Annotated in this window: 23 protein-coding genes; 4 read left to right on the top strand and 19 right to left on the bottom strand. The window is 41.1% G+C overall.

The features are described from left to right. Positions 1–78 precede the first annotated feature (78 nt). Both FRX45_RS12080 and FRX45_RS12075 read left to right on the top strand, forming a co-directional pair. On the top strand, positions 79–2,658 hold the full coding sequence (locus FRX45_RS12080; RefSeq protein ID WP_193311678.1) for an alpha-L-rhamnosidase: 2,580 nt from the start codon (positions 79–81) through the stop codon (positions 2,656–2,658). A 182-nt stretch (positions 2,659–2,840) separates the two neighbouring features. Beyond that, on the top strand, positions 2,841–3,923 hold the full coding sequence (locus tag FRX45_RS12075; protein ID WP_226805309.1) for a glycosylase: 1,083 nt from the start codon (positions 2,841–2,843) through the stop codon (positions 3,921–3,923). Between the two features lie 282 nt (positions 3,924–4,205). On the opposite strand, the gene FRX45_RS12070 is transcribed toward FRX45_RS12075, so the two are convergent. Genes FRX45_RS12070 through FRX45_RS12015 form a run of 12 tightly spaced genes read right to left on the bottom strand, consistent with a single transcriptional unit; the run spans position 4,206 to position 13,873 of the window. After that, positions 4,206–5,027: an NAD(P)H-binding protein gene (locus FRX45_RS12070; RefSeq protein ID WP_152268684.1), complete on the bottom strand. Its 822-nt coding sequence runs from the start codon at positions 5,025–5,027 to the stop codon at positions 4,206–4,208. Then, positions 5,020–6,324 carry a cryptochrome/photolyase family protein gene (locus FRX45_RS12065; RefSeq protein ID WP_152268683.1) on the bottom strand — a complete coding sequence of 435 codons (1,305 nt, stop codon included), beginning with the start codon at positions 6,322–6,324 and terminating at the stop codon, positions 5,020–5,022. Before FRX45_RS12065 ends, FRX45_RS12070 begins: the two co-directional genes overlap by 8 nt. Then, a complete protein-coding gene (locus FRX45_RS12060; RefSeq protein ID WP_152268682.1) occupies positions 6,314–6,874 on the bottom strand; it encodes a lipocalin family protein in 561 nt (186 codons plus the stop codon). The genes FRX45_RS12065 and FRX45_RS12060 overlap by 11 nt, the downstream gene beginning before the upstream one ends. A gap of 3 nt (positions 6,875–6,877) precedes the next feature. Next, a complete protein-coding gene (locus tag FRX45_RS12055) occupies positions 6,878–7,663 on the bottom strand; it encodes a tryptophan-rich sensory protein (protein ID WP_152268681.1) in 786 nt (261 codons plus the stop codon). Beyond that, entirely contained in the window at positions 7,660–8,379 is a 720-nt protein-coding gene (locus FRX45_RS12050) for a lycopene cyclase domain-containing protein (RefSeq protein WP_152268680.1), read from the bottom strand. The genes FRX45_RS12055 and FRX45_RS12050 overlap by 4 nt, the downstream gene beginning before the upstream one ends. After that, positions 8,376–8,834 (bottom strand): sterol desaturase family protein, encoded by a 459-nt coding sequence (locus FRX45_RS12045; protein WP_152268679.1) that lies wholly within the window; start codon positions 8,832–8,834, stop codon positions 8,376–8,378. The genes FRX45_RS12050 and FRX45_RS12045 overlap by 4 nt, the downstream gene beginning before the upstream one ends. A gap of 4 nt (positions 8,835–8,838) precedes the next feature. Next, the gene (locus tag FRX45_RS12040) at positions 8,839–9,303 is read right to left on the bottom strand and encodes an SRPBCC family protein (RefSeq protein WP_152268678.1); all 465 of its coding nucleotides are present in this window, start codon (positions 9,301–9,303) and stop codon (positions 8,839–8,841) included. Position 9,304: 1 nt separating this feature from the next. Then, entirely contained in the window at positions 9,305–9,766 is a 462-nt protein-coding gene (locus FRX45_RS12035) for a hypothetical protein (protein WP_226805307.1), read from the bottom strand. Then, positions 9,763–10,695, bottom strand: coding sequence for a phytoene/squalene synthase family protein (locus FRX45_RS12030; RefSeq protein WP_226805305.1), 933 nt, complete (start codon positions 10,693–10,695; stop codon positions 9,763–9,765). Before FRX45_RS12030 ends, FRX45_RS12035 begins: the two co-directional genes overlap by 4 nt. 34 nt (positions 10,696–10,729) lie before the next feature. Further along, positions 10,730–11,677 carry a fasciclin domain-containing protein gene (locus FRX45_RS12025; protein WP_152268677.1) on the bottom strand — a complete coding sequence of 316 codons (948 nt, stop codon included), beginning with the start codon at positions 11,675–11,677 and terminating at the stop codon, positions 10,730–10,732. Positions 11,678–11,695: 18 nt separating this feature from the next. After that, positions 11,696–13,204 (bottom strand): phytoene desaturase family protein, encoded by a 1,509-nt coding sequence (locus tag FRX45_RS12020; RefSeq protein ID WP_152268676.1) that lies wholly within the window; start codon positions 13,202–13,204, stop codon positions 11,696–11,698. 3 nt (positions 13,205–13,207) lie between these two features. Next, positions 13,208–13,873, bottom strand: a complete 666-nt coding sequence (locus tag FRX45_RS12015) for a MarR family winged helix-turn-helix transcriptional regulator (protein ID WP_152268675.1) — start codon at positions 13,871–13,873, stop codon at positions 13,208–13,210. A gap of 206 nt (positions 13,874–14,079) precedes the next feature. Between FRX45_RS12015 and FRX45_RS12010 the strand changes: the two genes are divergently transcribed. Next, on the top strand, positions 14,080–14,628 hold the full coding sequence (locus FRX45_RS12010; protein ID WP_226805303.1) for a hypothetical protein: 549 nt from the start codon (positions 14,080–14,082) through the stop codon (positions 14,626–14,628). A gap of 175 nt (positions 14,629–14,803) precedes the next feature. Here the strand turns inward: FRX45_RS12010 and FRX45_RS12005 are convergent, their stop codons facing one another. The 4 genes from FRX45_RS12005 to FRX45_RS11990 all read right to left on the bottom strand — a co-directional run bounded on the left by FRX45_RS12005 (position 14,804) and on the right by FRX45_RS11990 (position 20,109). Then, positions 14,804–15,982 carry a hypothetical protein gene (locus tag FRX45_RS12005; protein ID WP_193311677.1) on the bottom strand — a complete coding sequence of 393 codons (1,179 nt, stop codon included), beginning with the start codon at positions 15,980–15,982 and terminating at the stop codon, positions 14,804–14,806. A 132-nt stretch (positions 15,983–16,114) separates the two neighbouring features. Beyond that, entirely contained in the window at positions 16,115–16,951 is an 837-nt protein-coding gene (locus FRX45_RS12000; protein ID WP_226805301.1) for a rhomboid family protein, read from the bottom strand. Positions 16,952–17,195: 244 nt separating this feature from the next. Then, positions 17,196–17,672, bottom strand: coding sequence for an RDD family protein (locus FRX45_RS11995; RefSeq protein ID WP_152268673.1), 477 nt, complete (start codon positions 17,670–17,672; stop codon positions 17,196–17,198). A gap of 88 nt (positions 17,673–17,760) precedes the next feature. Beyond that, positions 17,761–20,109 carry a hypothetical protein gene (locus FRX45_RS11990; protein WP_152268672.1) on the bottom strand — a complete coding sequence of 783 codons (2,349 nt, stop codon included), beginning with the start codon at positions 20,107–20,109 and terminating at the stop codon, positions 17,761–17,763. 207 nt (positions 20,110–20,316) lie between these two features. Here FRX45_RS11990 and FRX45_RS11985 point away from each other — a divergent pair, with 207 nt between their 5' ends. After that, positions 20,317–22,764, top strand: coding sequence for a glycoside hydrolase family 9 protein (locus FRX45_RS11985; protein WP_152268671.1), 2,448 nt, complete (start codon positions 20,317–20,319; stop codon positions 22,762–22,764). Between the two features lie 766 nt (positions 22,765–23,530). Here the strand turns inward: FRX45_RS11985 and FRX45_RS11980 are convergent. The 3 genes from FRX45_RS11980 to FRX45_RS11970 all read right to left on the bottom strand — a co-directional run bounded on the left by FRX45_RS11980 (position 23,531) and on the right by FRX45_RS11970 (position 26,279). After that, positions 23,531–24,211, bottom strand: a complete 681-nt coding sequence (locus FRX45_RS11980) for a porin family protein (protein ID WP_152268670.1) — start codon at positions 24,209–24,211, stop codon at positions 23,531–23,533. Positions 24,212–24,535: 324 nt separating this feature from the next. Next, on the bottom strand, positions 24,536–24,727 hold the full coding sequence (locus FRX45_RS11975) for a hypothetical protein (RefSeq protein WP_152268669.1): 192 nt from the start codon (positions 24,725–24,727) through the stop codon (positions 24,536–24,538). Positions 24,728–24,767: 40 nt separating this feature from the next. After that, positions 24,768–26,279: a glutamate synthase subunit beta gene (locus FRX45_RS11970; RefSeq protein ID WP_152268668.1), complete on the bottom strand. Its 1,512-nt coding sequence runs from the start codon at positions 26,277–26,279 to the stop codon at positions 24,768–24,770. Positions 26,280–26,290 lie beyond the last annotated feature (11 nt).

Genomic DNA, 26,290 nt, shown 5'->3' with positions numbered 1-26,290 from the left:
AACCGAATGGAGTGCCCACATGAATGTACAGGACAATTATTATATTCCATTTGTTATCTTTCAGGCAAAGTATATACCATGCATTATAAAAAATTATTCCTGTTGTGCTGGTTGATCCTATATGCCGTGATGGTAAAAGCTAATTTCTTCCCGAACCATCTCAACTGCGAACATAAGATCAATCCATATGGCATAGAAAATACAAAGCCCTTATTGGGCTGGTGGATCAACGCAACGGAGAGGGGTGTGGTGCAATCTGCATGGCAAATACTCGTTGCCACAAGCGCCGGTAAACTCGACGAAAAAAATGCTGATATGTGGAACTCCGGCCGCATAGCTTCAAACAGCAATAACAATAACGTTTATGGCGGCAAGCCACTACAATCGGCCCAAAAATACTACTGGAAAGTAAGAATATGGGATGCCGCCGGTAACCCATCTGCATGGAGTGAAGCAAGCAGCTTTATCACCGGCATGCTGGAGCAAAAGGAATGGGATATGTCGAAATGGATAGCATACGATATTTTACCCGACAGCATGAAAGTAGTACCCGGTGTACACGGCAACGGCAATGCGCTGGGCAGCAAAGCCATGAAACGCCCTGTGATTCCTTATTTCAGAAAAGCATTTGAATTGAGAAAACCGGTTAAGGAAGCCTTTATATTTATATCTGGCTTAGGTCATTATGAACTGCACCTCAATGGCAAAAAAGTAAGCGATGATTTTTTGGCGCCCGGCTGGACGAATTATGAAAAACGTTGCCTGTACAATACCTATGAAGTTACCGATCATTTAAAGCAGGGACAAAATGCCCTTGGCGCTATGGTTGGAACAGGCTTTTTTTACATCAACCGCGAAAGGTACCGGAAACTGATCCGTGCCGAAGGATACCCGATGCTGCGCGCCAGGCTGGTTATAAGGTTCACGGATGGCAGTACAAAAGAAATCGTAACCGATGAAAGCTGGAGTTCGTCCCCCTCTCCCATTATATATACGAGCATATATGGTGGCGAAGATTATGATGCCAATATGGAACAGGCAGGATGGGACAAGCCCGGGTTTGCCGGCACCCGCTGGAAAAAAGTGCTGATCGCAAAAGGTCCTGGCGGAGCAATGAGAACACATGACGATTACCCCCTAAAAGTGATGGATAGTTTTGCCGTAAAAAAGAAAACCAATATTACCGCAACAAAAGCACTTTATGATTTTGGACAAAATGCTTCAGGCATCATAAGGCTAAAAGTAAAAGGCAATAAAGGAGATAGTATACGCATTACGCCTGCCGAACTATTGAATGACGATGGACTGCCCGAACAATCTGCTTCAGGGAAACCCTATTACTTTACCTATATATTAAAAGGCGGGGAGGTGGAAACATGGGAACCCCGGTTTACCTATTACGGTTTCCGCTATGCGCTGGTAGAATACATCGGCACTGCATCTGCTCCGGAATGGATAGATGTAACGATGCTGCATACCCGAAACAGTTCACCGGCTGCAGGAAGCTTTTCCTGTTCTGATTCCTTGTTCAACAAAATCTATCAGCTTATTGACTGGTCCATAAAAAGCAATATGGCAAGCGTTGCCACCGATTGCCCGCACCGCGAAAAATTGGGCTGGCTGGAGCAAACCCACCTGGTAGGCGCTTCCATGCGCTACGCCTATAACATTCAGCATCTGTACAGGAAGATCATTGACGATATGATAGAAGCACAATTGCCCAACGGGCTGGTACCGGATATAGCCCCGGAATATGTTCCTTTTGAAGGCGGCTTCCGCGATTCGCCCGAATGGGGTAGCGCTTCAGTCATTATCCCCTGGTATATGTATTTGTGGTATGGCGATAAAGATGCACTGGTAAAATCGTATGATATGATGAAACGCTATGTGACTTATTTAGCCACGAAAGCGGATAGTCACATGTTATCGTATGGACTGGGAGACTGGTTTGACCTTGGACCAAAAGATCCCGGGCCATCGCAGCTTACACCCCTGGCATTAACAGCAACCGCCATTTATTTTTACGACGCGGTAATACTGAGCAAAACCGCAGCCCTTCTGGGAAAAGATGACGATCAAAAACGGTTCGCCGATTTGTCGGAAAATATTAAAAAGGCTTTTAATGACAAATTTTTTGATAAAGAAACACAGGTATACGCCACCGGTAGTCAAACCGCGTATGCCATGCCGCTGTTTACAGGAATCGTGGAAGAACAGTACCGCGACAAAGTATTCAACAACCTGGTGGCTTCTATCCATGCCGGCAATAAGGCATTAACCGCAGGTGATGTGGGTTACCGTTACTTAGTAAGGGTACTTGAAGACGGAGGCGCCTCACAATTATTATATGAAATGAACAACAGGGATGATGTACCAGGTTACGGATACCAGATACGGCATGGTGCAACCGCTTTAACGGAATCCTGGCCCGCCCTCAGATATGTTTCCAATAATCACATGATGCTGGGACATTTGATGGAATGGCTTTACAGCGGGTTAGGAGGCATTAACCAGCAGGAAGATGATCGGGGATATCGCAAAATTCGCATCGCGCCACAGGTGATAGATGGCATGAATGCCGTAAGCGCCACGTATGCTACGCCAAACGGGGTTATTCACACCGCCTGGAAAAAAGAAGGAAATAAAATATTATTGTAAGTAAGTATTCCGGCTAATACAACCGCTCAAATTATTTTGCCTGTTTCCAATACAGGAAGCATCACCGAAAGTAACCAGCCAATTAATCAAAATAAATGGATCACTGATATACAACAAGAAGCCGGTAAGCTTAGTTTTGCCATTGCTTCCGGCAGTTATATATTTATTACAGCACCTTAATTATGAACAATAATATCATCATGCGTTTCTCTCTTTTCTGGATTTTCATAGCTCTGCTGAGTTGCAGTGATACAACACCCAAAATAGTTTCGCAGGAAACGATGCAAAAAGTATACGAAGAAGTAAAAACGCCTTTTAAATACGGCATAGTAGTTACAGCACCCGATTCCACGAAAATGGCCGACAGTCCAACCGTGTTCCGGTTGAATGGTAAATGGTATATGACCTATATTATTTTTGATGGCACGGGTTACGAAACCTGGATAGCAGAAAGCGATGACCTGTTGCAATGGGAAACGCGGGGAAAAATAATGTCCTTTACTGAAAACACATGGGACTCCAACCAAAAAGCGGGTTATCCTGCACTGGTAGACATTACATGGAACGGAACTTATGCTCCCATGAAGTACAATGAACGCTACTGGATATCTTACCTCGGAGGCGCCGATAAGGGCTATGAAGCAGGCCGCCTGGGCGTGGGCATGGCGTATACAGGTAATATAGCTGAAGCAAAGGAATTAGAGAGACTGCCGCAGCCTGTACTGTCGGCTATTGATTCATCGTCCCGATGGTATGATAACAAAACGATCTTTAAAAGTTCGGTTATTCATGATGCGGATAAAAAAAGCGGTTACCCTTTTGTGATGTATTATAATGCTGCGGGGGACAGTACAGGTGCTAACGGGCATAGCTTTGAAAGCATTGCTATGGCTGTTTCAAACGACATGCAGCACTGGCAGCGCAAAGGCGATCGCCCTTTATTATCGAAAGGGAGAGGCATTTGCGGAGATGCACAAATTGTAAAGATGAAAGATCTGTATGTTATGTTTTACTTCGGACACAACTGGAAAGATGACGATCCTTCTGCTTTTGACCGCTTTGCCTGTTCTTACGATCTTGTGAACTGGACGGAATGGGATGGACAAAATTTGATAGAACCATCTGAGCCCTATGATAAACAATATGCGCACAAACCCTGGGTAATAAAATGGAATGGTGTGGTATATCATTTTTACAATGCGGTGGGTGAAAAAGGAAGAGTTATCGCTTTGGCTACTTCTGAGGATTTGAGGGAAAAGGAATGATACATCTCCATTCGCAAGGGTCTCATCTACACGGAACGGCCCGGGCCGTAAAGAGTCTATAGCGACAATTGATTACCGATAACGGTTCAGCTATTGCTGAAGGCAGGGCTTGGCATTCCTAACGTTGAATTGAGAATTGTAATTTGAAGCCGATCTCTATTAAAAAAGAGGCAAGCGCTTTACCGATAAAGCCCCGCTAATAAGATTGTGTTCATTTGCATTTAATTTGCCAATTAATACCGGCAAAGATTGTTTGAATGTATTTGCAATTAAAAAATAGTTTTACAAAGAATTCAAGTCACCTTTTATAAATCTATAATTTAAAACATGTTGTACTTTTCGGCTGCAAACAATTTTTCCCCTTGAAGGAAACGCTTTGTTAAAATAAGGTTCGCTTAATCCTATTTTACGGGCGGTTTGTCCATAATATATTTCTTTCATTGGATGAAAAGAAGCAACCGCATTAAAGATTTCAGCCCATTTGTCCTGCGCTATGATGCTGCTTATGATTTGTATGCAATCATCAAGATGGATCAGATTAACAGGGGCTTGAGGATCTTTCAAATTCTTTCTCCCTGCTAATGAAGTTACAGGATGCCTATTGGGTCCTATCAACCCACCAAAGCGTATAATGGTTGTTTGAAAATGCGAATTCATTTTCAGGATATTCTCAGAAGCAAGAAGTTGCTTTCCCGATTCTGTTTCCGGCATAGGGAAAGTCTCTTCGGTCACTGTTGAATCATCATTGGCATAAACAGAAGTTGAGCTAATAAAGAGCACTTTTTTTATACCGGATTGCTCAATATGAGGCACAATAATTTTTATTCTATCAACAAAATTTTCGGATGACTGTTTTCTTAATCGCGGTGGAATGCTAATGATGAGTATTTCAGAATTTTTTAAAAAACCTGGCAGATTGCCAGTTATCCCTTTTGTACCAACATCAAGAATATAAGTCTGCGCAGGAGATTGGGCAAGTTCAGACAGGCTTTCTTTTTTTCTCATACTGCCTTTTATTCTATGCCCTTTTGATGCAAGGTGTTTTGCAAGGGGTAATCCCAGCCACCCGCAGCCTAAAATAGATATTTGTTTCGAACTATTCACTTAAAGCTTTTTTATATTCCGATAATGCCCTTTCCCTGGCAAAACTGTGTTCTACAATCGGTTTAGGATAAGCCGCCGTTCCAAATTCAGGAATCCATTTTCGTATGTACTGAAAATCATTATCAAATTTTTTTGTCTGAAGTTCCGGATTGAATATTCTGAAATAAGGTGCAGCATCACAACCCGAACCGGCAGCCCATTGCCAGTTTCCATTGTTGGCAGATAAATCGTAATCATTGAGCTTTTCAGCAAAATAAGCTTCTCCCCAGCGCCAGTCTATCAACAGGTGTTTGCACAAAAAACTGGCGGCGATCATCCTCACGCGGTTGTGCATATAGCCTGTTTCATTCAACTGCCGCATCCCTGCATCCACAATCGGATAACCAGTTTTCCCTTTGCACCAAAGCTTAAATTCGTCCTCATTGTATCTCCATTCAATCTTATCGTATTTGGGTTTAAATGAGTGATGAATAACATAAGGAAAATGATAAAGAATCTGCATAAAGAATTCCCGCCATATCAATTCGCCAAGCCAGGTTTGGCTATGTGATAAAGCAAAAGCTACGCATTTTCTGATGCTGATAGTACCGAAGCGAAACGCAATACCTAACTGAGTTGTGTTTTGCATGGCAGGATAATCGCGGTACTTATGATATGTGTCAATAATTATTTTATCTAAAGCCGGCTTTTCAAAAAGCATATCAGTTTTCTCAAATCCAATTTCTTTTAAGCAAAGAATTTCTGAAAAAGGTTGCTGGTAAAATTTAGAAAAATCAGATCTATACAATCGGTAATTTTTAGGTTGAACATTTTCTTTCCATTTCCTGGAGTAGGGCGTATAAACTGTATAGGGCGTACCATCGTCTTTTACAATATCATCTTTGTCGAAAATGACCTGGTCCTTATATGCTTTGAAGGGAATATTTCTTTGTGTGAAAAAATGATAAATATTGGTATCACGCTCTATCGCTTCCGGTTCGTAATCCCTGTTGCAATAAACGGCCTCAATTTCAAATTGTTCATCCATCTTTTGAAATATCTCCAAAGGTCGTCCCAAATACGTATTCAGTTTTGAACCATACTTTTTCAATCCCTGATTGATAGCCTGTAATGCCTGCTGAATGTAATCAACGCGCCGGTCATTTGTATTTTCTAATTTTTCCAAAATGCTGGTGTCAAAAATGAAGATGGGTAAAACAGGCGCCGCCGATTGCAATGCATGATATAAACCTGCATTGTCTTCCAGGCGCAAATCGCGTCTGAACCAAAATATTACCACCTGAGCTTTAGGCAGCATACGGATTGGTTTTATCGTGCTTTACCCATACCAATTCCGAAGTGTTATAGCCTTCTTTTTCTGCAATTTTCAGGTATGCTCTTTTTATATTTTCAGGAATTGTTTTCGTACGTGAAAAAGTCGACAGATAGTCAGGATTGCTTCCGGTGCCCATCGCATATTGGTAATCTTCATCCAAAGCAATCACATGATAACCAGCACAGAGACGACCGAAAAAACTGATCTTTGATGCTGCTGTAGTCTTATCCCTAAATTTTGTGATTCCTTTTGCGAATGTCCATTTTTGCTTTTTGTGGTCATAACCACTATTGCGCACTTGTACATGTTTAGTATCGTTCAGGCTGTATTGCGCTACCGTATTGCCTATATTCTTTCCAAAACGGTAATCAAATTGTGCAATTTCGTACCACGTTCCTAAGTTGCATTTAACATCAAAATCTTCTACCGGTTCTGCATCTTCATGAATATCAGAACGTGATCTAAAATACGATAGAACAACACCCGCCGCAACAGGCACAGAGCCAATGAAGAGTTTCTCTCTATTTTTCATAGCCTATCTTTTTGAAGCATATAGAAAAGCATTTTTTCTATTTTGCCATCCATGAATTATGATATTTATAAATACAACTACTGCTGCAATAATAGCCGCCCAAAACACTAAATCATTCCCACGCTGGTTGGCCACTGCAATGGCTATCAAAGCCCACACTGCCACCAACGCGAATGCTCTCATGTTGCGGTTCCAAATCATAAAAATGTGAATCGATGCTGCGACCACAAAAACTATTATTGTCCATGTGGCTTGCGATACTCCAAAACGATTCCACCCTATTTTGGTAAGATACGCTGCGATGTCAGCAATCAATGCTACTGATATCCATCCTGAATAAAAACAAAATGGCCACCAAAAAAACACGAGCTCTTTTAATGGCGCATTATGCAATGCCATTTTAGTATTCACCACTATTTTTAGAAGAGAAAATAACAAGAGAATCATCAAAAACACCGACAATAAAATAAGGCCGTAAAGCCACGTCAACACCCACAGGCTATTGGCAATGCATGAGACGATGAACCACCATTCGATTTGCATTACGACTTGCTCCTTCTCTTTACTTTGCTTAAACAAAGGACCATAGTAGAACACAAAACCAAGCATGCCCAGGTAAATAAGCCCCCAAATGGAAAACGCATACCCCGCCGGTGTAAAAAGATTTTGATACTTGTCCGATACTGTTTCCATGGTCTGTCCATTAAAAACACCTGTGTTGGATAGATAGTTTATTACCAGGGTAATCACCAGTACAACACCGTTCAGTATTTGAAAAGTCTTCTTCATGCTGAATTAATGTCAAGTTTCATAACTGCTCTTTTCCTTTGGGAAAATATTTTAAAAAAATAAAGCACTAATAAAAACTGGGTATATCCGTAAACCGCATCTTCTATGGGAATGCTAAGCATCCGGATGCCCAGAAATGCATCGGGATTATAATTTACTATAGGCGACTCCAATCCCGTGCCAGTGAGTATTCCATTTACGGGAAAAAATCCCAGCATGAGAACAAAATAGGTAAAAGAGGCGCGCCCTATCCATTCTGCACGGGCTATAAAATGCAAATAAATTAACGTGAAAATCGTCGCTATGGCTGTAACCAGTGTATAAATTTTGCTGTAGTGCAGCAAGGCCGTCACAGTAAAAAGGATAACACTTACGAATACAATAATGTTGTTGAATCCGTTTGCCCAATCTAACCGGAAAAATTTGTCCAAACAGAAAAAAGTAAACACGCATGCAAAGGGGATACAAATAAAAAACAGCCATTCTTCCACCGGCAATCCGGCGATTGTAAGGCCGATAGTATAGTCGAGATTAAACCACCAGGCACCGTGTGACGTAAACCAAATATCCCACGCAATAAATGGAATAGCCCCCAACATGGTGGCTTTCAGAAATGCCGCAAAGTAATTGTTGAACTGAATCCTTTTATCAAAAGATGCAATAAAACAGACTATGACAGTGAAAAAATCAATTAATAAATAAGTGAAAGGCATCATTCCTGTCTGGTCTTAAAAAACATTATAAAATATTTCATCGGAACAAATAAGAATCCAAAGCACTCGCCATCTTCTTTGCCGATGTGCTTGTGATGTTGCTTATGCGCCCTGCGCAATGCCAGAAAATACGGGTTCTTGCTGTGTGTCAAAAATTTTATTCGCTGATGAATGAAAATGTCATGCACAAAAAAATAGGCCATCCCGTAAAGCATGATTCCAAGGCCTATATAAAACAGATAGTTGAAATTGTTTAGTGAACCAACGCACAATAATGCAATGGTGGGAAGCGCAAAAATCACAAAAAAATAATCGTTCTTTTCCAGCGGTCCCTCATTGCTATGGTCATGATGATCTTTATGCAGCATCCATAAAAATCCATGCATTATATATTTATGAATGAGCCATGTAGCTCCTTCCATAACTATAAAAACAATTAAAACAATTAAATAATTCATACTATTATTTTTCCCTGTTAAACAGGTCTTCCAAAACCTGAAAACGATATTCGAAAATTTTATTCAGCCTGTTTTTAACCAACAAAGTGTGAACAATCGTTCCTAAAAATCCAAAGGGCAATTCATACTTCAGGTTGTCCTTCATCAATACCCCCTTACCATTGGGAATCAATTCGTGGTGGTGATTCCACAACTTGTATGGTCCTTCTTCCTGAAAATCAGTAAAGCTTTTATGATACTCAACCTGGGTGATACGTGATTTCCATTTTATCGGCATATTAAACAGAGGCGACACTTTATATTCAATTATCATCCCCTCATATATTGGTTTATCTTCTATTTGGGTTAACACTACAAATCCCATATCCTTTGGCGTTATCTTTGACAAATTATGCGGATCACAGAAAAACTTCCAGGCAATGTCAATATCACAATTCAATTGTTGCTCTCTATGTAATTGATATTTCATTTCACTTCATTAGAATATTTGCTATCATTTTCTTTAACTGGCCGGATTGCACTCCATCTAAATTACTTTTCAGGAACAATTTATCATTTTTTATATTATCGGCGTATCCTAAAAATCCCGGGCAATTCTTTTGTACCGATAACCTGAGAAAACGAATTTCTATGTTGCTATCCTCATTCTTCATTGCCGATTCTATATTTGCTTTCCCTTTATTAAAGGTTTTTAACTTACTAAAAGGATTGAAAACATGATTGGCCCAGATGGTTTGGAATGCTCCCAAATAAGCGAGGTGCACATTGCTTTTTGAATTTCTTTCCAAATCAATAATTATGGTTTCGCACAGCTTTTTATCGGATACAGCTTTTTCATAATTATCTCTCAGAAACTTTAATCGTATGTCATGAACTGTTCCAAAATCTGATAATAAGGTACTGAAGCCGTAAATCAAAACCCACTTCATCATAGCATAGCGATTTTATACCGCACGTAACTTCGCATCATTACAGAAAGCTTTTGTGAATCCGGAATTCTTATTCGCTCACACAAAATTTTCTGTGCAGGTGTTGATTTAATTTTTTTGAACAATGATAAATAATACCTGTATGCCAGATATACGCCAAACCGTGACGAATGGGGCAAAAGTTTGATGCCGGCCAAAGCTTCTTTAAATTCCAGTTCGATTTCTATTTCAATCCTGCACTTTACGCAATTATCAAATACATTCATATCAATTCCGGGGAAATAAGTACGCCCCAAAACCTGATAATCATCTTTTAAATCCCTCAAAAAATTAACTTTTTGAAATGCTGAACCTAATTTCATTGCATAAGGCTTCAAAGCGTGATATTTGTTCATATCTCCCTCTGTAAACACCTGCAAACACATTAAGCCAACTACCTCTGCCGATCCAAAAATGTATTCTTTATACAAATCGTTATTGTAATTTATCTCATTTAAATCCATTTCCATACTGTGCAAAAACTGGTCTATCAAACTTCTTTCAATTTTGTACTGTGCTACTGTTTCCTGCAATGATTGCAACACAGGATTCAGTGATATGCCTTCTTTCAGAGCCAAATCTGTTTCTGTTTTAAATCTGTTCAGCAATGTTTTTTTATCATAACCATGAAAGCTGTCCACTATTTCGTCAGCAAGCCGAACAAATCCGTAAATCGCATAAATAGCAGGTCGTATGGACGGCTTCAAAGCAAGGATGCCAAGCGAAAAACTGGTGCTGTATTTCTTCGTGATGCTTTTACTTACTTCATAAGAAAGTTCATCAAATAGCTTTTTCATATCTCTAATTGAGCCGTTTATTACTTTTCTGTCTGTGAGTTTTAAGGCAGGAACATCATTTAATTTGTAATGTTCCTGCCTCCTGATCCAACTCATGGCACTTCGGTTCAGGCACTCTTTGTTCTTCCAGCTAAGGAAGCAACACCTTGTCTATGACATGCACTACGCCATTAGCAGCCATAATGTTTACCGCAGTAATGGTTGAAGCGCTTGTATTGCTATTTCCTTTCACTGTTGCAGTGCTGCCCAGGCCCACTTTAATGGTTCCGCCATTTACCGTAGTTAAGCTTTGTCCATCAGCCAGGTCAGATGAGAAAGCTCTTGCAGATAATACATGATAGGTAAGAATGGAAGCCAATGTATTCGGGTCAGCGGCCTGTATGGAAGCGATGGTTGGAAACCCTGCATCAATAAAAGCCTGGTTGGTTGGTGCAAATACAGTGAAAGGTCCGGCTGAAGAAAGCACGTCCGCCACATTGGTGTTACCCTCACTAGCCTGCACTACGGCAGCTAACAGGTAAGTTAAACTACTGTTGGCTTGAGCCACCTCAACCAAATTACCGGCAGGCGGCATCATCACATGTTCAATGGAATGGATTACGCCATTACTTGCCGCGATATCCGCAGCGGTTACTTTCCATCCATTTACAAAAACGCCATTGCTGCTTTTTGTAACATACACAGTTCCTCCTCCTGCGGTTGTTACCGCAGCATTTGGACCGGCGGGAACATCCGCAGCCATTATTTTGGAGCCAATAGTGTGATAGAGCAGAATGTCTTTAAGCTGGGCGGCAGAAAGGGCTGCAATTACACTACTGGTAATTCCGGAAGCAGTAAAAGCATCATTATCCGGTGCAAAAACGCTAAAAGGCCCGGGGCCGCTAAGGGTTGTTCCAAGGTTTGCTTTTACCACTGCCGATTTTAAAGTTGAAAAATTGGCATTTGTTGAAACGACATCTGTGATGGTTTTTGGGGAACCCTCTTTATCCTTGTCTTTTTTACAGGAAGTAAAAGAAAATGCCAAGAAAAAAATGGCAAAGGTTGCAATGCCAGTTTTTGATACGAATCTACTTTTCATTTGTTCAAATTTTAATTATTAAAAATGTGCTGTTACCGGATGTTTTTCATTTTGGATCGTCAAAAATTTACTTACTTCATTTGCCACAATTTTTCCGGAAATAATTGACGGCGGCACACCTGGACCGGGCACTGTTAATTGTCCGGTGTAAAAGAGATTGCCAACTTTTTTATTCCTGATTTTTGGCTTTAAAACTGCCGTTTGCGACAGCGTGTTGGCAAGGCCGTAAGCGTTGCCACCATAAGCATTGTAATCACTCCTGAAGTCTGACACACAATAACTTTTCTGGTAAACAACTTTTTCCATCAGGTTGGTTGTGCCCGTATGTTTTTCTATTCTTCTTATCATATTGACAAGGTATTTTTGACGGATATCTTCCTCGTCATTCAGCCCAATTGCAACAGGCATCAGTAAAAAAACATTTTCGTGATTTTTTGGCGCTACGCCCGGATCTGTTTTAGAAGGACAGCAGGAGTAAAAGAGTGGATTTTCAGGCCATCGTTTCTTTCTATAGATAGCATCAATATGTTCGTCAAAATCATTTTCAAAAAATAAAGTATGATGCTTGAGCCCATGAATTTTTTCGTTGAATCCTAAATAAAAAATCAGGCAGGAAGGCGCAAAAGTTTTCTGCTGCCAGTATTTTTCATCGTAGTTTTTAACCGATGCATCCAATAAGGATTCTGTATGATGATAGTCAGAGGAGGCAACCACTGCATCAAAAAAATGCTTTTTCCCGTTGATGATTAGTAAAGTGACTTTCCCGTTTTGAGTATTGATTCTTTCTATGTTACTGTTGAAGTGAAAAGTGGCGCCCTGGAATTCAGCCACTTTCTGCATGGCTAAAACCAATTGGTAAAATCCTCCCATTGGGTAGTGAGTACCCAGGGCGTAACCGCCATAATTCATCAGGCTGTAAAGTGCAGGAATTTTACCGGGTGAGGCGCCGAGGAAAATAACCGGGAATTCCATCAATGCTTTCAGTTTCGGGTTTGAGAAGTATTTGGATACATAACTTCTGAAATTGGTGAGCAGATTTAATTTTAACGCGCTTACAGCAATTTTTGGCGAAATGAATTCCAGCCATTTGTAGCAAGGCTTCTGCACAAAATCTTTCATGCCTACTTCATACTTATATTGCGCGGCTTTCATGAATTTTTCCAGTTGCCCACCAGCGTTCTTTTCCATTTTTTCAAACAGCATTTTCATCTCCTGAAGCGAATCGGGCAGGGAAAGTTTTTCATCAGCAAAAATGATCTCAAACTGCGGGTCCAATGAAACCAATTCAAAAAATTCGGAAGTATTGAATCCAAAATCGTTGAAGAAATTTTCTATAATATCGGGCATCCAATACCAGCTTGGCCCCATATCAAATACATATCCTTCCGTAGTAGTAAACTGCCTTGCCCTGCCTCCTGGCTTATCATGTTTTTCAAATACATGAACTTCATGCCCCTGCCTCGCCACATAAGCTGCAGCCGAAAGGCCTGAAAAGCCGGAACCTATAATGGCGATTTTCCTTCTCATTATTCAATTCTTATTGATTTCTTTTAATACAGTTTTCAATAATTCGGCAGGCTCTAAATTCTTAGAATAAATAGGTTGGTGAAAATCATCCAGCTTATTGAGCAACCGTATAAGTTGCATTTTTTCATCGTGAGTTAAATCACCTGATACGATATTTGTTGCCTGGCGTACTTTAAAAAATAAATCATCCAGGGTTTTAAGGCCCTTTGGCGTAATGTTCAAAACCTTACTTCTCTTATCTGTTTCGGATTTGCTTTGCTTTACCCATTCTTTTGCAATCAGGCGGTTTATAATTTGCATGCCGGCAGGCTTTTCATGCACATTTCTTTTTATCAATTCCATTTTAGTTATGGAAGGGTAAAACTTTAGAATAATCATGTAAATCACATCATCCTGTGTAGAAAACTCCGAACCATCAATGGCTGCTTTGAAATAGGTTTTCCCAAAACGGTTCATGTGAACGATGCTGCTGGCAATAACACTTTCAGGGCTTCTGCCATTATTTTTTCCTTCCCAATCGGGTTCGTCTTCTTTGAGATCAGTTTTATAAGTATCAATAATCCATTTTTTAAAACCATCAATGGATTTTGAATAACTGCCTGTTTCGGAACCTGAATGCTCAAATTCACTGCTCAGGTCTATTAAGTCTTTCAATAACTGGTAATTCATTTTCAAATTTTTGACAATAAACAAAATTAGAATACAAATATACCTTTATTTATAAAATTAACCCAAAATAGTACCATTATTTTATTTAAGATGTAAAAATTAGTATATTTTTATTCTAATTATAATTTTTGATCCTATTTTAGCCTGTCGCTTATTTCCTGGCTTTTTCTTTAAATAACCGAACAACAGGAACTATAGCCGGCAGCATGAAAGACAAAAACAGCAGGGGAATTCTTTTTGATGTGGTTGTCACAATTAAAGGAACAGATACGCTTAATGCCATATCAAATGAAAAAACCGGTTATCCTTTAGTAATGTATTACAATGCCGCAGGCCCTAGTACGGGTGTTAACGGGCATAGCTTTGAAAGCATTGCTATGGCTGTTTCAAATGATATGCAGCACTGGCAGCGCAAAGGCGATCGCCCTTTACTATCGAAAGGGAGAGGCATTTGCGGGGATGCACAAATTGTAAAGATGGAAGATCTGTATGTTATGTTTTATTTCGGACACAACTGGAAAGATGGCGACCCTTCTGCTTTTGACCGCTTTGCCTGCTCTTACGATCTTGTGAACTGGACAGCATGGGAAGGTGAAAATCTTATAGAACCATCTGAGCCATATGATAAACAATATGCGCACAAACCCTGGGTAATAAAATGGAATGGTGTGGTATATCATTTTTATAATGCGGTGGGTGAAAAAGGAAGAGTGATTGCTTTGGCTACATCGGAAGATTTGAAGGAAAAGGAATGATGAATTCAAAGAACCAAAAGTGACGAACGTATTCCGTCTGCTTGCATTTTCGCGAACCCGCCTGTTTTGGCAGTAGGCAAAGTCATGTTGCATTTATTGGTGCTTCTTAATTGCAACCCCGCCATATTGCCAATGGAATGTTAGCGGTTCGTGCTAGTCAGCATAACAATCATAACTATATAAATGATTCTGCATCTCTATTTTTTTCCCGTTCAATATCCTTGTCTATATAGGCAATGTAAGAAGTCGCCCAATTTCTTACTAGTTCAATTGGATGGTTGCTTATTTGCTTGAATAATTCCTTCTTTGCTTCAAGGAATGGAACTACGGAACCTGTCCATGAGTATGTACCCATGTTTGAGCTTAAACTACTAAGCACTTCTTTTATGTCGCCGAACTCGTTCAACAATCGAAGAGCAACTGGATGCCATTCTGAGTAATCAGTATTGTTGTTACTAAAAATTGGGGCCAATTCTGCAAGTCTATACGGGGCTAATGGTTTATTTTCATGGCACCAATTAAAAATTGCATCAATGTCTCCTTCAAATAGAACACCTATTGTCCTGCCCACACCGCCAATATGAGAGCCGAGAATATGTTTTAAGCCATAGAAAGTTATGTAATTCTCTTCTTTTGATAGTAATGCTTCTGAAAGGTCAGGCCAAATAGAATTGAAATGCACTTTCAGTAATATTTCATAAACCTTTTGTATATAGTGATCAAGATGATATGAGTTTTCCCAACTAATGGAATTTATTACTGATTTATTAATGAATTGGACAAAATCAATTTCATCTTTATTTGATATGATTAGCAATACCGCCTCTGACCATTTATAGTCATCTAATTGCCTTTTGAATTTCCTATTCACACCTAATTTGTAAAGGCACTTTTTATAGATTGGTAAAAGCAATTGCTTTTTAGTTTCATCTCCATAGCTAAGGTCGAAATATAGGTCAAAAACTATTTCATAACCTTCATCTGGATATGCAAATAATCTTTCGCTGAACTTGTTTAATTCCTCCAAACTTAATTGACCTAAAACGTTGCTATAAGTAAAAGAATAAAAATTGGACAGTTGGCATTTGTCGCTGTCAATAAGTGTGAATAATAAATCAAAATAGTTTTTACCTGATGTGTCAATGGATAGAAAATGAAATAATAGACAGCTATATTCCGTTGACTGTGCTATTGTTGAATAAAATTCATTTTTAATCTGATTACTTGAATCAGCAATAAACCCACCAAGGACTGTAACATTTCTTTCGTGTGCAGGAATTTCCGAAATTATTTTTAATGACAAATCAATGAAACGGTTAATTCTATTTTTATCGTCTTTTAGCAATTCAAACAATCGCTTTCCGAAATAATATGAATAAGTCTGTTGATTTTTATAAAAAAGAGGGAAATTATCCTCCCATGAAATGTCGCTTGAGATAAATTCATCAGCTAAATCAATAGTTGCCGACTTTACTTTATCACTCGGTTATCTGCCCCTCCTGGAGTATTCTTCCAGTATTTCTTTTTCCTTTTTGCTGAGGCTTTCCAGTCCCTTTCGATGGATCTTTTCTAATATCATATCCACTTTTCGCTGAACATCTGCTTTCTCCGCATTGTACCTGTGCTCAATAGAATAGAAATTCCGCTGCTCTTTGTGGAAGTAATTGTCAATAGAAAGAAATGCCGGTTTGGTTAAAATAAAGTATATAAAAATTACGGAAGGAACGAGGATAATAAGGATAGTCAGATAATTGTATACCAGCGATGAGGGTTCCATTATAATGGCGATGATCAAACCCGTGAGCGCCCCGCCAAGATGTGCTTCATGCCCGATATTATCCTTAGGCGACCGGATGCCATAAATAGCGAACAATACAAAAGCAATACCATATAACCATGCAGGCACAGAAAAAGGAATACCAAAGAAACGGATTCCAAAGCCGGGGAATAAAGCAATGGCTGCGAAGATAATACCGCTCACCGCACCGGATGCACCCACAGCGCTGTAACTGCCGTGATTTTTATGAACGATCAAAGAAAAAATATTTCCACCCAGCAGGCTGCCAAAATAGATAAGTAAAAACTTAATAAGCCCCATTTGTATTTCCAGCGCATCACTGAAAAAATAAAGAGAAAGCATATTAACAATAAGATGTATCCAGCTTACATGCAAAAAGCCGGACGTGATCATCCTTGTATATTCTTTATTAATGAATATCCTGTCTATTTCAAAAGAATAGCTTTCAAAAAAGCTGTGGTTCCTGAGTCCTTTATAAGTTACGGTACTATTGATAATGATAAGAAGCAGTGTTACTATTCCCATAGTGAATATATTTATGCTTCATTTGAACCGGCATAGCCCGTTGCAGCAGCATGCAGAATTTTCTGGTAACACTGAACCGCGCGAAGAAGCCGCCGCCTGAACATTACAAATTAACAGAGAAGCATGAATAAAAAGGCCACATTATTCCTGCAATACAAATATTGTATCAGCAGGTAATAGGTATAGCCCGAAAAAAACGCAATGAAGGTAATATTTTGTCGGGAAATGCGATAACGGAGGGCCCCTATTGATTCAGAACCGATTGCTTTATATCTATCACATAGGTATTTGTCCACTTATCGTGCCACGGATAAGAAGGAGCCCCAAGCGCGCTAAAAGCTTCAAAAGGAACAGCACGGCACAATCCACGCCAAAAGGCAGTTTGCATGCTAACAGGAGAGCCGTCGGCGTTTACCGCGCGGGTGCCGGTTATTAATTTGCCCAGCGAGCGTCCACCGGTAATCGCTTCTGTTATTCCCATAATAATGCCGTATAACAGCAAACTGATTAAGCTGCTTAACAGGTTAGTCCCCGCATCTGTTGCTTCCATCCATAAAAGAAGAGAAGGATCAATGACTGCAACCACCATTCCCAGGAAAAACACAACAATATAAAAAACAATAACATCAATAATATAATTGGCAAAACGTTTACCGGTTCCTGCCTGTACAATATGGGTTGTTTCAATATCCGTGAGCAGATGGGTTGAAGGTGCATCCATAGTTTAAGTGTTTAAGGTCTTTTTAGAACGGAAGATATTTGTAAAAATTGCATGATACTTTCATAGAAATCAAAACCTTCTTCCGGGCTTACCGCTTCAGCAACCAAACATCCGAAATGCGGGAATGCTGCCGCCAGTTCAGGTTAGATTCTTCCGGTTCATCGAAAGTTACTGTTATTTTCCCGTCACCGGTGAGCGATAGGGGAACGATCCATTCTTTAAAAGTATCCGCTTCCTTATTGTATATTACAGGAGAGAGCCTTACCCCGTCAACACGAAGCAATGCATCGCCATACCCGCAAACCCTGATAACATACCTTGCACCCGGCTGCAGTTTATCGTAATCCAGCACAGGAGCGTTCTGGAACAATTGGGAAGAAAGTCGTTTGCGGCTAAATCCATTGTCCCACCAGGCCACATCGGTAGCATCATCAGAAATGGTTTTTACCCGCGGGCCTTTGCTTACGCTGGAAATATCGTCGTAGTAGCTTCCATTACCCGGATTTTCCCAGGTAGCGATTGTTTGTAACGCCTCCATTTGTTCCTCCGGCGTTTTCATTAACCGTATTTTTTCAAACTCATCCGCCAGCCACCAGCGGTTATTCAACGGGTAATCTACGTGGTCGAGCACAGCGCCCCGCTCATAATTTTTTGCTTTGTATGTGGTTACACTGGTTTGTAATCCGATAGAAGCGAACAAACCGGCACAGAGTCCCTCAATCTTTTTTCTGAGTTCCGGTGCAACCCCGTCCTTATCCGCTTTATTCACTGTTGCAAGCGCGATGTCCATCGCATCTTTTATATGCTCTTTTTTTGCAGCCGCAAGTATTTGATTGCACTGCTGCTCAAGCAACTGTTCGTAAATCAGCCTTCTGCGGGTATACACATCATAATACGCACGCAGCAGCAACATTTGCCAGCGCCAGTTGTTTTTTAATTTTGGATGATCCGATTCCAGCTTTTTCCAGAAAGAGAAGTTAGCTTCTACCCCACCGTTCTCTGCCAAAGGCCCTTTCCAATTTTGTTCCAGTGCGGCAATACCGTCAGCTATCAGTGCTGCACCATTTCCGCCAAAGAAAAACCTGCTGTATTCTTTTAAAATTTCATTTACATCTTTTTGCGGATCCCAGGCCCGCATACTCCAGATCACTTTATTAATATCATCATGACAACCATCTGAATAGGAAACAAACCCATCTGTAAAACGGGCATAAGTTTGATGGATCTTTGCGAAAGCGTAAGGCCGTGGGTTTACGGATTCGCGGCCTAAGGTTAATGCATAGGCCTGGTCGAACTGCTCAACAGGAAATTCACAACGCACGGAATGTGTAATATCCGGGTACTGCCGGTGCTGGTATTGCCTGGGCAGCCGGTAACGGGTTTCGGCTATAGGCGGGCTACCGGGACCGGACACTACTCCCCGGAGCCAGGTAGGCTTTTCCCGGTCAAGATAACGGTAGAAATAATCAATCTGTTCTACACTAAACCCCTGCAGTGAAATCCATATTTTAGCGTTGGGATGGTATTTGATCAGCCGGTCGTGCAAATCTTTGAGAAAAGGCAATACTTCCGAAGGATGGTTATCGCCTGGATCGCCTCCGGGAAAAAATATATGATCCAGCCTCGGGCACTGCCGGTAAAAATCTTCATGCATATCCAGTTCAGCTTTTCGCTTAGCCTTATCCGTTAGATCGAAAGTTGCCGGCGTCCACACCCAGTAGTCCATATCGTATTTCCGGCATATCTCACTTTGTTTAATGCGCATTTCATTAACCGGAATCGTAAACAGCGGACTGGGGTTTTCACTTTCCTGGAAAGGAATACCTTCAATAGCATTCGTTCCAAAAATGGCCAATTCACGGATATACTGGTCAAACTGCGCTACCGTCCACGCATCGTATGAGTTGGCTGTAGTACGATATCCCAACTGGTGGCCGCGAATAGGATATGCAGGAGAAGAAGCTACATCCGTTTTTTCATCAAGCTGAAGGAGATTATGCTCCATGCTTAAATTTCTCAGGAGCCATCCGGCGCCAAACAGTATACCCCGGCTGTCGGCCCCAATAATCCACACTACAGTACCCTTATCGCTAACGCTGCTCACTACCCGAAATCCTTCTTTTTTATATTCAGCCCCATTCATATTATTCCGGACAGGGATTGCGGTTCCCAGCAATTGCTCATCTGATGACAATACCAATGCAACAACGGCTGCTCTCTTTTTCGGCCAATTGTCACCATTTTTAAGCACAATGCCGGTGCGTTTGGCAATTTCTTCGGAAAGCACCTGCGAAACGGTTGTTTGCATACCAGAGGGAACAGATGGAGATACAAGTATTACTGCGTTTTTTAATTGCACCGGTTGGGCTGTTGATGAAAAGACAAAGGCAAGCAGTAATATTATTACACAAATGAATTTTGCTAAAGGTCTGTGCATGGGTATATATAATTGTTGAGGTATGCTTCAAAGAGAAGGAAGAAAAGCGAATATACTCAAAACAGGCAGATGGTTATATCCTGCTCCATTTTTGATGTGGCACAACAAAAAAATAGTATATTTAATACCTGCTAAGGCCGTGGTGAAAGCGTGTACATTATTCCTCCATTATATTCCAGTCATAAAAGGCAAAACAACTACCCCAAAATGAAAAGAATAACAACAATTGTTTTTTTGATTGTTTATCCTGCCTGCTTTCTGTTTGCGCAAATTGATGAAAAGTTAAAAGAAGATATTCGCAACAGTGGTTATGTGCACAGCCCATTGCCGCTGGATTACAGTAAGTCCTTTGAGTCTTTCGGGCTTACCAAAAAAGTACTGGTTTCTGACATGCTTTGCAATATGGAAAACATGGACAAATGGTCGCATAAGGGAATTGGCGGCATGTCAATGACGGCAGAAAGATGGATCGAAGGCAGCCATAGCCTTCGGTTGGTGGCTCCCACCACTTATCCGCAGTTCCTCGGCTGGGGACTGGGCTTTGGCACCTCACTTGCCAGTTTCGATGTGAGAGAAGTTAACTGGGAGAAATACAACCGCATCAGGTTTTTTATATATCCCGATTGTGAAGGCGCCCGCAGCATTTATCTTAATCTTTACGTGGTTAATGATGGAAAAATAAAAGTGCCGGATAAGTATGGGCGTGAAGGCTATCATGAGATAAACCTGGTTAACGGCCAGTGGAACGAATGCTTTGTGGAAATGCCCGAACTGGCGAGAGATAAGGTCACAGCGTTACAGTTTGCCATCGAGGTGTTTGGAAAAGAGCGTACCATGGGCGATTCATTAAAATTTGATATTGATGCCGTTACCCTTGAAACGATAGAAAATCCCGAAGTCGTGAGCGGATGGGCGCCTGCTGAGAACAGGATCATCTATTCGACTACCGGCTATGGTGATGAAAGCCAAAAAACAGCCATCGTCAATGTAAAAAATCATAATGGCACCTTCCAATTGATAGATCATATTTCAAACGGACTGGTGTACCAGGGAAAAATTCAATCACAAAAAACAAGACTCGGATCCTTTGAAACTATTGACTTCAGCGATTTTAAAAAAGAAGGCGAATACTATATTAAAGTAGGAAACATCACAACCCCTTCCTTTTACATCAATAAAAATATCTGGGACAATGCTGCATGGCGTGTGCTGAATTTTATTTTTTGTGAGCGATGCGGCTACCCGGTTCCGGGAAAGCACGGTGTTTGCCACACCGACCTTAACGGCGAACATAATGGTAAACTGTTTGCCATGAATGGTGGCTGGCACGATGCTGCTGATATGTCGCAACAAATATTGCAGTCAGGGGAAATTGCACAGTCTCTACTGGAAATGGCAGAAAGCGCCAGGCAAAAGGGCAACACGGCCTTACACCTGCGTTTGATGGAGGAGGCAGCGTGGGGAATTGATATGATACTCAAATCCCGTTTTGGAGACGGTTACCGCGCACAAACCTGGGGTACCAATTTATGGACAGACGGGTTCATTGGCACAAAAGATGACTCCACAGGGAGGCGACGCATTCATGTGCATAACAGGGCTTTTGAAAACTTTGTATTTGCGGGTATAGAAGCTTATGCATCGCTGGTGGAAGAGAAAGATAAAATGCTGAAAGAAAACCTGCGAAAGGTAGCTATAGAAGATTTCGCATTTGCAAAACGCCGGTTCGACAGCCTGAGCTTTAACGATCTGAGCAGCATTGGCGGCGGAGGGGATCATGCTGCTATGGCGTCTAACAGCCAGTACATGGCCAACATTTCGTTCGCTGCCAGCATACTTTATAAACTAACAGGTAATTCCTATTACGCCAGTGAGGCCGCAAACGCCATACGTTATACATTGAGTTGCCAACGCACAGCGCCTCTTAAAGATAAGGATAAATTAAGAGGATTCTTTTATCGCGATCTAAATAAGAAATCCATCGTTCATTATACACACCAGTCGCGCGACCAGGTATATATGCAGGCGCTGACCATGCTTTGCGAAACCCAGCCCGGTCATGCGGATTATAACAAGTGGAAAGGATCCATCCGGTTATATGGAGACTATTTGAAAACCATCATGCAGTATGTTCAACCTTATGGTATGTTGCCCAGTGGTGTGTACCATATTGATGAGGTAAAAGATTCTGTTAATTTTTATAAGGTGCAGGTAGGCATTTTCCGCGGAGCAGAAAAGGATTATAAAGAACAATTAGAAAATGGCGTTAAGCTCGACAGGGAACATTACCTGCGTGTATTTCCTGTATGGTTTTCTTTTAAAGGCAATGCGGCTGTACATCTGTCCACAGGTAAAGCCGCTGCATTGGCCGGCAAATTCCTTAATGATAAAGATCTGATCAATATTGCAGAACAGCAACTTTTTTGGATAGTAGGAAAAAATCCGTTCGGTCAGTCCATTATATGGGGAGAGGGCAGTAATTATCCCCAACTCTATACCGCATTGCCGGGAGAAACGGTTGGTGGTATTCCTGTTGGGATGCAGTCGAGATTTAATGAAGACATACCTTACTGGCCGCAGTTTAATACGGCTACCTATAAAGAATTATGGGGAGCTTCGGCGGCAAGGTGGCTATCCCTGATTGCTGAATTTTAAATTTGTGGTTTGCAGTTCACGGTTGCATTTCGCTTCGAATTTCGGATTTTGCCTGTCAGGTACGAACCATCTGTATTTATTTGGTGCTTGTTATTTATCTTTTGGTGCTTTGTATTTCCATCGGGTTTCAGGCTTCTGATTTAATTTTATCTGGCAGGAACGAAGCATCTGAATCGTGAATGATAAGCGGTAGTAAAATCATTGCAGCGAAAACGGATGCTTCCTGCGTCAGCATGACAAGCAACAGGAGTATGATTGAGCATTAGCAATAAAGCCCAACAAAGCATCCATAACGATTCACAACATGAATGCTTCCTGTGTCAGCCCGCAATGCTTCGGGGTAAATTATAACAAACAGCAGTGAGTGCCGAACTGTAGTACAAAAGCCAAACCTCCATTCCTCTACTTATTATTGTCGCGCTGGGGTCTTCACAGCCGGGCTATTGTGTGTGGAGTGAGACCCCGGCGAATGCTGAGCGAAGATGGGTACTCTAATTATTATTTTGTTTATGAAATCTGTAAGAGCATACTGTGGACTCAAAAACAATATTCATTCATTTTCCTGATTATCCTGATCGTTAAAAAAAGGGTGCACCATTAAAACCGTGCAACCCTTTTACAAAAATGTGTTTAGCAGATATGCTCTCGCTTTTCTCACTTCGTCAAACGATAAACGTGAAACAATAAACCTTTCACCTCACTTCTCACTATTCACTTTTCATCTCTCACTACTCAGTATTCACTATTCACTATTCACCTCTCACCACTAAAACCTATATCCCAGCGATGCGCCGAAGCCCATGTTCTTCCATTTGCTTTTATCTGCGGTAACGCCATCTATCTCCGGATTGATTTCAGATAACCCGAGCTGAGCGTTTAACTGGAGACTGAAGCCGCTGTTCAGCTCATATCCCACTAATATATTACCGCCAAAATCGAATGGCTTAAGATAATAGAGCCCATTCAGGTAATCGGCCGCATTGATCTTGTTTTTAAATTTCGCATCCAGTTCTACAGCCGCGTCGCCGCTTTTGGTTTTGCTTTTGCCTGAAATGCCATAGGCCGCGTAGGGTCCTGCGCCCAATAATAATCTTCCGCTGCCCAATTGCGGTTTGAACAAAAGATTCACCGGCAGCTCGATATAAGAAATGTTTTGCGTGTATTCGGTATTGTTATTTGTTTTTTTAGCGCCTTTAGTGGAATATAATAACCCCGGTTGCAAATAAAATCCTTCCGAAATAAACAGGTCGGCATTGATGCCTGCATGAAAACCGGTTTTAAAATCATTGGTCAGTTTATTGCCCATGAAATCATCGCCATAAATTTTTTGAAGATTAACCCCCGCTCTTATTCCAAAGGAAACGAGCTTGTCTTCACCTTTTTGCGCATAAGCCATCGTAATGCCTAATACCAATACCGTTGTTAATACAATGAATTGTTTTTTCATAATGGGTAAAATTATTTAGTGGAGGCAAAGATATAGCCCGCATACACATAACATTAGTCTTTAGCATTTTCTTTTATTAAAGAGTTCTTAAAGTTGGGTGGTACCAGGTATCAGTTGAGTAAACTACCAACGACAGGATGCATACTTGAATGGTGAGATGTCAGTTAAAGGATTTGAAATTTGAAATTCAATATTTGAAATTTATCTGGTTCTTGCTATTTGTCGTTTGGTGCTTTGTAATTCCATCGGGTCCGTCCTTATTATCTACAAAAAAATGCCAGGCAATAACCTGGCAAATGTATTAGCAATTTTATGGATTAAAACTTATATGCGCTGCAGCAATTTGGCAGGCAGTAAAAAAACCGATTTAATAATTGATAGCACACCATCAACAGCTATACCCAGCAAACGAAACGGGAGCAACAGCAGCCATACTATTGGATACAGTACAATGGCAAGTATAGCCAGCGGCGCACAAAGCACCAGCAATATTAGCCATAACAAAAATGTAATCATAACGCGTATATTTTCTTACTACTTACCACTTACTTCTTATCTATATTGCCAAAGATACCAGCGATGCATCTTTGCTTTCCAGTAAAGAACTACCCATCAAAAACTCATCCACTTTCCGGGCGCATTCTCTTCCTTCGCTTATGGCCCATACCACCAGCGACTGGCCGCGGCGCATATCACCTGCAGTAAACACTTTAGGTATATTGGTTTGATAAGCGCGTTCGGAAGCTTTAACATTACCCCGTTCATCATATTCCACTTCAATTTCATCCAGCAAGCCTTCATGCTGAGGATGAACAAACCCCATTGCCAGCAGGGTAAGTTCACAGGGAATTTCCCTTTCAGTGCCGGCTACTTCCACGAACCGGGAAGGTCTTTGATCATCCGAAAATTTCCATTCCAGGTCAACTATTTTTAATGCCCTCAGGTTACCATTGTCATCTCCCAGGAATTCTTTTGTAGCAATGGCCCATCGTCTTTCGGCGCCTTCTTCATGTGAGGAAGATGTTTTTAATATGAGGGGGTAGGTAGGCCAGGGCATAAATGGTGTACGATCGTCCGGGGGCTTGGGCATCAATTCAAATTGCGTAACGGATGCTGCACCATGCCTGTTGGAAGTACCCACGCAATCGCTGCCGGTATCTCCTCCGCCAATTACTACTACATTTTTACCGGTAGCTTTTATTTCTTCTTTAAGGATATTGCTTTCTATTAAAGCATTCGCCAATGGGTTTTTATTTGCATTCCGCTTGTTCTGCTGTTTCAGAAACTGCATGGCAAAATATACGCCTTTCAGGGTATTACCGGGTATAGGCAGATCCCTTGGTTTGGTAGAACCACCGGCGAGTACAATGGCCTGGTATTCGCGCAACAGATCATTGATGCTTATGTTCACCCCTACATTCGCATTGTACCTGAACTCCACGCCTTCCTGCTCCATGATCTCAATACGGCGGTCAACCACCCATTTCTCTAATTTAAAATCAGGGATGCCATACCGCAATAGTCCGCCGGCGGCATCGTCTCTTTCAAAAACAGTAACCAGGTGACCCGCATAATTCAATTGAGCTGCTGCTGCCATGCCTGCAGGACCGGAACCAATGACCGCTATTTTTTTCCCTGTCCGGATATTAGGTTTGCGTGGCTGTACAAAACCTTTTTCAAATGCTATCTCAATAATATGTCTTTCGATTTCTTCAATAGTAACCGCGGGCTGATTAATGCCCAATACACAGGCGCTTTCACAAGGGGCAGGACAGATTCGCCCCGTAAATTCAGGAAAATTATTGGTAGATGTAAGTATATCGTATGCTTCGCGCCAGCTTTTGCGGTATACTGCATCATTAAAGTCGGGAATAAGATTGCCCAAAGGACAGCCGTTGTGACTATGGCAAAAAGGTACCCCGCAATTCATACACCGTGAAGCCTGTTGTACCAGGTTCGGTTCAGAAAAACGGTCAATGAATTCATTGTAGTTCTTCAACCGCTCTGCTACTGGTTTTTTCCCCGGCAGTTCACGCGTAAATTCTTTAAACCCTGTTGGCTTACCCATTGTACTAATTA

Origin of the sequence: Agriterribacter humi, assembly GCF_009192765.1 — a bacterium.
In the GTDB taxonomy this organism is placed as follows: Bacteria; Bacteroidota; Bacteroidia; order Chitinophagales; family Chitinophagaceae; genus Agriterribacter; species Agriterribacter humi.
The sequence above is the reverse complement of the archived record's forward strand: the minus strand, read 5'-3'. Positions and strand labels throughout refer to the sequence as shown.